Origin of the sequence: Corallococcus sp. CA054B (assembly GCF_003611625.1) — a bacterium.
Classification (GTDB): Bacteria; Myxococcota; Myxococcia; order Myxococcales; family Myxococcaceae; genus Corallococcus; species Corallococcus coralloides.
Map to the genome: position 1 here is coordinate 1 of NZ_RAVY01000299.1, position 7,991 is coordinate 7,991.

Consider the following 7,991-nt stretch of genomic DNA (forward strand, 5'->3'; position numbering starts at 1 on the left):
ATGCGGGACACTCCCGGAGCAGTCGCCGGGGACGTCGCGAAGGCCGGCGTCTCCAGCGGGGGCAGGATGGCCGGGTCTTCCATGACGGGAAGGACCGGAGCGGCGTCCCGGCGAGACGGACCGGAGGCCTGCGCGGGAGCATCCATCAAGGGCAGGCCGGAAGACGCCTGCGATGCATCCCAGTGCTCGGCGGACGACGGTCCGGCGGCGGGGCGGGGAAGACCGGGGGCCTGGGACTGTGCACCATCCATCCAGGGCAGGCCGGAGACCTGGGCCTGCGAGGCTGGAGCCATGTGCGGCAAGCCGGAAGCCTGGGGCTGGGCGTTGCCACGCGGCTGGGCCGAGGCGGCCTGGGCCGGCGCGTCCATGCGAGGCAGTCCGGGCGCCCCCTGGGCGGTGTTGCCACGAGGCTGGCCCGAGGCGGCCTGGGGGCGCGGAATGTGCGGCTCCGTGCCGTAGGCCGGCGTGGGCGCGGAGCCCGGGCGGGGCTCCGGAGGCTGCGCGGCGCGAGGCACGGCGACGCCAGGATTCTGGAAGCCCGGCTCCGACAGGGCCGCGGTGGGTGCGGCGCGCGGGGGGACGGCGGCCACCGGCGCCACACCCGGAGGCGGCGCGGCGGGACGCGGAGGCTGCACGGCGCCAGCAGGCGTGTTCCCCGCGGGAGGCGTGGCGCGAGGAGGCATGGGTGCCGCTGCCCGGGGAGCCTGCTGCGCGGGAGCCCGGACCGCCTGACCCTCCGCGTGCGGCGCGGGGGCGCGCTCGGCCTGAGCAGGACGCGCAGCCGGAGCCACCGCATCCGCGTGGGACACATCCGTCTGGGGCTGAGCAGGACGCGCAGCCGGAGCCGCCGCACCCGCCTGGGGCGAAGCAGGGCGCGCACTCGGAGCCGCCGCGTGAACCGCCGCATCCGCCTGGGGCGCGGCAGGGCGCGCGGTCGGAGCGGCCGCGCGAATCGTCGCATCCGCTTGGGACGCATCCGCCTGGGGCGCGGCAGGGCGCGCGGCCGGAGCGGCCGCGCGAATCGTCGCATCCGCGTGGGGCGCGGCAGGACGCGCCGCTGGAGCCGCCTGGGGCGAAGCAGGACGCGCGGTCGGAGCCGCCGCGCGAATCGTCGCATCCGCGTGGGGCGCGGCGGCCGGAGCCTGCGCGGGCGGCCGGGGCGCGGCGGCGCGCGGCGCGGGCGCCATTCCCGGACGAACCGTCGGCGTCATGCCCGGCGGGGTGACAGGGCCGCGAGGCGGCTCCATCGCGAAGGCCGGCGTGCCGCGCAGCGTCTCCGGCTCCATCGGTTCGCTGTTCAGGGTGATGGGGTCGCCACCCGTGTCCTGGGCCATGCGGTCCCCGGCCTTGCGGCGATCAATATGGATGTCGCGGTCGAGCAGGCTCGGGACGGGGGCCACCGCGGGTGGGCGCGCGGCATTGGCGGCGCAAGCGGGGCAATCTCCGACCGGCGGCAGCGAGGCGCCGCACTTCAGGCACTTGGACAACGGATCCTCCCGGTGACGCGGACAACCGTCGCCATGAAAGGCCGCATTCAGGCCTGTAGCAAGAAAAGGACAAGCCCCCGCCGGTCCCTCGCCCGAGGAACCGTCAGGGGCTCGTTCGCGCCATCACAACCCTCCCTCAGGGGACGGTGCGTGTGGGGCGCCTCACGCTAGGCGTGGACGCGGCGCCGTCCCGCTGCTCCCACCAGGAGAAGCACGATGATGGATCCCACGACCGACATGATGATGCCCGAGGCATGCAGGTCGAACAGCCGACCGTTGCGCTCGAAGAGCGAGCCGATGAGGCCGCCCACCAGAGAACCCACCATGCCCAACAGGGTCGTGGCCACCAGCCCCATGCTCTGCTTGCCCGGCAGGATGGCCCGGGCGATGAGGCCCGCGATGAGGCCGATGATGATGAATGCGATGATCCCCATGAGAGTCTCTCCCGTGTGAGGGACCCGCCAGGTCCCGAATGGCAGAAACGTAGGAATCACCACACGGATCCGTGACCCGGGATGCAGGGAGGGACTGTCCGCCCGCCTGCTAACCGAGCGACCCGTCCAGGTGCTGCATCACCGCGAGCGCCGCGAGCGCCGCTGTCTCCGTGCGCAGGATGCGCGAGCCCAGCGTCACCGGCCGCGCGCCCAGCCCTCTCAGCCCGTCCACCTCCTCGCGAGCGAGCCCGCCCTCGGGGCCAATCACCAGCGCCACCGGCGTCCCCGGCGCCACGCTCCGGAACGCCTCGCCCAGCGGTACCGCGGACTCCTCTTCATCCAACACCAGCAGCAGCGTGCCCGGCGTCAGCGCGCGCGCCGCGTCCAACAGCGGCCGGGGCGGATGCACCACCGGCACGTCGTCGCGCCGGCACTGGCGCGCGGCCTCCTCCACGATCTTCGCCCACCGCTGGGTGCGCTCCTCGGCGCGCTTCGGCTCCAGCTTCACCACGCTGCGCGCCGTGGCCACGGGATGGAACGCGGTGGCGCCCAGCTCCGTGCCCTTCTGCAGCACCAGCTCCAGCTTGTCCCCCTTGGGCAGTCCCTGGAGCACGCTCATCTCGCGCGCGGGCGGCGTCACCCGCACGGCCCCCAGCACCAGCCGCACGGACTCCGCGTCCAGCCCGGTGACGCGCGCCTCGAAGGCGCGGCCCTTGCCGTCGAACACCTCCAGCGCGTCGCCGTCCTCCAACCGCAGCACGTGGACGAGGTAGTGGCGGCGCTCGCCCGTGAGCGTCACGTCGGCGGGAGCGGGGTCGGGCAGGGGAACGAAGAGGCGGACCACGGCGGCTTCCTTGAAGGGGAGGGCGCCCGGAGGATAGCCCTCCAGGCGTCCAGAGGTTCCCTTTCCGAAATCAGCGAGCGCCCGGCCCTGTCCCGTTCCTGCTATGGCGCGCCCCACGCCCATGGCCACCCTCGTCATCGAGTCCACCCGCTCCGGCTTCGTCGAATCCCTCCACACCGTGTCCGTCGCGGTGGTGAGCGCGGAGGGCACGCGCGTCGCGTACGCGGGCGACCCGGAGCGCGTCACCTTCTGGCGCTCGGCGGCGAAGCCCTTCCAGTCGCTGCCCATGGTCCAGGACGGCGCCGCGGACCGCTACGGCTTCGGCCCGCGCGAGCTGGCGCTCTCGTGCGCGTCCCACTCCAGCGAGCCCGTGCACCGCGCCCTCGCCATGCAGATGCTGAGCGCCTCCGGCTGCGAGGAGCGCCACCTCGCGTGCGGCCCGCACCCGCCGCTGTCGCCCGCGGTCGCGGAGGAGGCGCTCAAGGCGGGCGTGGTGCTCACGCCCCGGTGGAACAACTGCTCCGGCAAGCACGCGGGGATGCTCGCGCTGGCGCGGCACCACGGCTGGGACGTCCACGGCTACGCCAGCGACGGCCACCCGGTGCAGGAGCGCATCCAGGAGGAAATCGCGAAGTGGACGGGCCTGCCGAGTGACGCGCTCGTGAAGGCCGTGGACGGCTGCCTCGCCGTCTGCTTCGGCCTGCCGCTCAGCGCCATGGCCACCGCGTGGGCCCGCTTCGGCGTCTCGGAAGCGCCCGCCGCGCGCCGCCTGCGGGAGGCCATGCTCGCGCACCCGGAGCTGGTCGCGGGCAAAGGCCGCGCGTGCACGGACCTGATGACGGCCTTCGGGGGAGAGGCCGTGGTGAAGATTGGCGCGGAGGGCGTCTACTGCGCCGCGCTGCCCCGGGCCCGACTGGGCGTGGCCGTCAAGGTGGAGGATGGCGACGCCCGCTGCGCCGCGCCCGCGCTCCTCGGCGTCCTGCGCCTCATCGCGGAACAGCAGGGCCTGTCCCTGCCCATGACGGGCCTGGAGCATCACGCGGAGCCGCGCATCCTCAACACCCGGAACGAAGCCGTGGGCTCCCTGCGCGCGGCCGGAACCCTCGCGTTCGTCTGAGGCCCGCTGTAGCGCGGAAGGTCACACGCGCCGGGAGCCCTGTAACCGGCTCCGCTACAACCGCGCCCGCGTCCCTTGGAACTCCGAGGACTCAGCGGCAGGCACGCGGACTGCAATGTCCGCCAGGCACACGGCGGGACTCGCGAGGTCCTGACGCCAAGGGGGAAAGCCTCGCGAGTCCAGATGGGGTCGGGTGGGCGAGCCTTCGCGTTCGCTGCCCGACCCCCTCTTGTTTCTAGCGCTTCAAGTCGATGCGCACCCACTCGCCCTGCTGCGCGCCCTCCAGCACGGTGCACCCCAGGTTGCGGAACGCGGCCTCCACGTCCGCGCGCTGGTGCGCGAGCACGCCGGCCAGCACCAGCCGGTCCTTCGCCTTGGGCACGATGAGGGGCGCCAACTCAATCAGCGTGTTGGCCAGGATGTTCGCGAGCACCAGGTCGAAGGTGCCGGACACCTCCGTCAGCTCGCGCCCGGAGATGTCCAGGTCGGGCGTCTGGTTGTCCGCGCAGTTCTCCTGGGCCAGCTCCACGGAGATGGGGTCGTTGTCGGTGCCCACCACGTGGCCCGCGCCCAGCTTCTTCGCCGCGATGGCGAGCACGCCCGTGCCGGTGCCAACGTCCAGGACGCTCGCGCCCGGGTGCGTGGACATGAAGTCATCCACGGCCGCCAGGCACAGCGACGTGGTGGGGTGGTCCCCCGTGCCGAAGGCCATCTTCGGCTCGATGACGAGCTTCACCTTGTCCGCCGGCGCGTTCGCCACGTCCCAGGGCGGGCCCACCCACAGGCGGCCCACCTGCACGGACTTGATGAGCGACTTCCACTCGTTGCTCCAGTCCTGCTGGGGCTGCTCATCCAGGGACAGGCGCGCGTTGGGGTGGCTCTCCGCCACCGCGTCGCGGGCTTCTTCCGCACTCTCGCGGTCCTCGAAGTAGGCGACGACGATGGACTCGCCCTTCACGGGCGCGCGCATGCCCGGCATGGTGGGCATCTCCGCGTCGCGGACCTCCAGGCCCAGGGCGCCGGCCTCATGGAGCAGGTCCTGGAGGATTTCGGAGGAGTCCTCCGCGATATCCACGGTGAGTGACAGGTAGGTCTGGGACATGGCGCCCCTTCTACCGCACCCGGTGCGGCGTGGAAGCGCCGTCGTCGTGACGCTTCCACGCTCGCGATGGGAGGACCTACGGCCCGACGATGGCCATGGCCATGCGGTCGAAGTCGATGACCCGGCGGGCCACCTCCTGCACGTCCTCCGCCGTCACCTTCGCCACGTGCTCGGAGTAGTGCAGGAAGTTGTCCAGCCCGATGCCGTAGCAGGTGTCCAGCGCCAGCAGCGTCGCGCGGGCGCTGTTGCGCTGCAGGTCGATTTCATACGCCCCGATGATGTGCTGCTTGGCGCGCTCCAGCTCCGCGGCCGGAATCGGCTCGTCGCGGATCCGCTGCAGCTCGCGGCGCATGCCCTCCACCGCCGCGTCCACCTTCTCCGGGCTCGTGCCCATGTAGACGGCGAAGTAGCCGGGCTCCAACCCGTCCATGGAGAAGCTGCTCACGCTGTAGGCCATGGAGCGCTTGTCGCGCAGCTCGATGAAGAGGCGCCCGCCCTGGCCCGACAGCACCGTGGACAGCACGTCCAGCACCACCCGCCACGAGTCGTTCATCCGCGCCGCCTGGAAGCCCAGCACCAGGTGCGTCTGCGCGCGCGCGAGCACCTGCTTCTCCGTGCGCGGAGCGGACGGAGGCGCTTCCGGCCGCACCTGCTTCGGGGCCACCGCGCCGCCGCGCGACTTCCCGAAGTACTCGTTCGCCAGCGCCCGCACCTGATCCACGTCCACGTCGCCCACCACGCTGAGCGTCATCTGCGACGGGTCCATGTGCGCGCGGTGGTACGCATGCAGCTGCTCGGGCCCCAGCGCCTCCACGGACGCCTTCTCACCCAAGAGGGACATCCGGTACGGGTGCTCCTGGTAGAGCGTGCGCGAGAACAGCTCGAAGGCCACGCTCGACGGCTTGTCCTCGCGGGTGAGGATGTCCTGGAGCAGCAGCGCGCGCTCCCGCGCCACCTCCTCCTCGCGGAAGGCGGGGTTGAGCAGCACGTCCGCGAACAGCCGGAAGCCGGGCTCGAAGTAGCGCGACAGGAAGTCCGCCTTCAGGCTGATGGAGTTGCGGCCGCCCTGGCCGCTGATGTTGCTCACGTACAGGTCCCCCAGCTGGCTGATGTCATCCGCGCTGAGGGTGGTGGTGCCCTTGGTGAGGGTGCGGCTGAGCAGCGTGGTGATGCCGTTGTTCTCGGGCGTCTCGTAGCGCGCGCCGCCAATGAAGGCCGCGCGCATGGAGAACAGCGGCACGTGCGGCTCCACGCGGATGATGAGCGTGGCGCCGGAGGGCAGCTTCTCCTGCACCACCTCCGAACGCGCGGACGCGATGGCGCTCCGGGCCGGACGGGGCGGGGCGTCCGGGGGACGCTGCTTCGCGGCGCGCTCCGGGGGCGTGAGGCCGGGGCTCTTCGCCGCCTCATCCAGCGCGGCGTGCACGTGGGCCTCCGTCAGCTCCGCGGCGGGCGGCACCAGCGCGGTGACGACGGCGTGCTCCAGCCGCAGGTACTTCTGGGCCACGCGGCGCAGGTCCTCCGGCTTCAGGTTGCGGATGTCCTCCAGGTAGCGGGCCTCCGACTCCAGGCCCCCGGGGGACGTCTGGTACGAGCCCAGGTTGCGCGCGGTGCCCTGCACCGTCTCCTTGCGGTAGACGGACTCCGCCTCCACCACCGCCTGCACCGTGCGCAGCTCGTCCAGGGGCACGGTCGTGGTGCGCATCGCCTCCAGCACGCGCGCCGTCTGCGTGAGCGCCTTCTGCACCTGCGTGGGCGGCAGCGTCAGCGACACGGAGAAGATGCCCGGGTCCTTGGGCGTGTACGCGGACGCGTGCACGTCGTTCACCAGGTGCTGGCGGCGCTTCACCTCGCGCACCAGCCACGACGAATTGCCCTGGCCGGCGATCATCGCCAGCACGTCCAGCGCGGGCACGTCCGGGTGCTCCAATTCCGGGATGGCGAAGGCCAGGTGCAGGTAGACCTCCTTCACGTCCTCCGTCTGGACGAGCACGCGGCGGCCCGTGGGGGCTGCGTCGCGCGGACGCTCCACCGGACCCGCGTAGGGGCGGCCCCAGTCACCGCCGAAGATCTCCTCCACCCACTGGCGCAGCTCCGCCTCGTTCAGGTCGCCCGCGACGGACAGCACCAGGTTCTTGGGCGTGTAGTGCCGGTGGTAGAACTCCAGCACCTTCTCGCGGGTGAAGCTGCGCACGCTCTCCTCGGTGCCGATGACGGGCAGCCGGTAGGGGTGCGTCTGGAACGCGGTGGTGAACAGCCCGCGGGAGGCGCGGCGCGACGGCGAGTCGTAGCTGCGCTTGATCTCCTCGCACACGACTTCGATTTCGCGCGCCAGCTCGTCCTTGTCGAACGCGGAGCGGCGCACCGCGTCCCCCAGGATGTCCAGGCCCGTGCGGGCGTACTGGCTGGCGATGACGATGTGGTAGACGGTCTGGTCGAAGGACGTCCAGGCGTTGATTTCGCCGCCGTGCGCCTCGATGTCCCGGGCGATTTCACCGGGCCCCCGGCGCTCCGTGCCCTTGAAGAGCATGTGCTCGTGCAGGTGGGCGAGTCCGGCCTGGTCCGGCCTTTCGTCCGCGCTGCCGGCCTTGACCCAGACCTGGAAGGCCGCGACCTTGGCGGCGTGCTGCTCCTCGAAAACGACGGTGAGCCCGTTGGGCAGGGTGTAGCGGATGGCCATAGGAGTGGTCCGAAGCTGTCATCCCCTCCCGAGGAGAGGCAAGGCGAGGTGTGATGTTTGCTCCATTGGCTAACGTCCCGCCCCCTCCACGTCGAGCGGACCGTGCCGTCCGCCTCCCACCAGGCAGGCGAAGCGGCGCGGTTTCCATCGCGTAACTGGTGGAAACCCCCCGTGGTCGGTAACCTGGGACGCGCACATGCCGTCTCCCCCGGACGAGGCGGATCCGCTCGCGGACCTGAAGGAACTGCTGGATGAAGGCGACGCCCCCGTGGCGGCGCCCGCTCCGGCCCCTACCAGGCCGCTCGCGGTTCCCAAGCCTCCCCCCTC

Annotated in this window: 5 protein-coding genes and 1 pseudogene; 1 reads left to right on the forward strand and 5 read right to left on the reverse strand. The window is 72.1% G+C overall.

What is annotated here, in order from left to right:
* The 3 genes and pseudogenes from D7V80_RS43770 to D7V80_RS39015 all read right to left on the reverse strand — a co-directional run.
* A pseudogene (locus D7V80_RS43770) lies at positions 1-1,487 on the reverse strand (hypothetical protein); the annotation flags it as partial.
* 167 nt (positions 1,488-1,654) lie between these two features.
* The gene (locus D7V80_RS39010; protein WP_120561959.1) at positions 1,655-1,921 is read right to left on the reverse strand and encodes a GlsB/YeaQ/YmgE family stress response membrane protein; all 267 of its coding nucleotides are present in this window, start codon (positions 1,919-1,921) and stop codon (positions 1,655-1,657) included.
* Positions 1,922-2,030: 109 nt separating this feature from the next.
* Positions 2,031-2,765 carry a 16S rRNA (uracil(1498)-N(3))-methyltransferase gene (locus D7V80_RS39015; protein ID WP_120562573.1) on the reverse strand — a complete coding sequence of 245 codons (735 nt, stop codon included), beginning with the start codon at positions 2,763-2,765 and terminating at the stop codon, positions 2,031-2,033.
* A 121-nt stretch (positions 2,766-2,886) separates the two neighbouring features.
* On the opposite strand from D7V80_RS39015, the gene D7V80_RS39020 reads away from it, so the two are divergent.
* Complete coding sequence (locus tag D7V80_RS39020) at positions 2,887-3,882, forward strand: asparaginase (RefSeq protein ID WP_158616776.1); 996 nt, start codon at positions 2,887-2,889, stop codon at positions 3,880-3,882.
* 235 nt (positions 3,883-4,117) lie between these two features.
* Here D7V80_RS39020 and D7V80_RS39025 read toward each other — a convergent pair whose 3' ends face one another.
* Both D7V80_RS39025 and D7V80_RS39030 read right to left on the reverse strand, forming a co-directional pair.
* Positions 4,118-4,984 carry a 50S ribosomal protein L11 methyltransferase gene (locus D7V80_RS39025; protein WP_120592873.1) on the reverse strand — a complete coding sequence of 289 codons (867 nt, stop codon included), beginning with the start codon at positions 4,982-4,984 and terminating at the stop codon, positions 4,118-4,120.
* Positions 4,985-5,060: 76 nt separating this feature from the next.
* On the reverse strand, positions 5,061-7,664 hold the full coding sequence (locus D7V80_RS39030; RefSeq protein WP_120592874.1) for a pitrilysin family protein: 2,604 nt from the start codon (positions 7,662-7,664) through the stop codon (positions 5,061-5,063).
* Positions 7,665-7,991 lie beyond the last annotated feature (327 nt).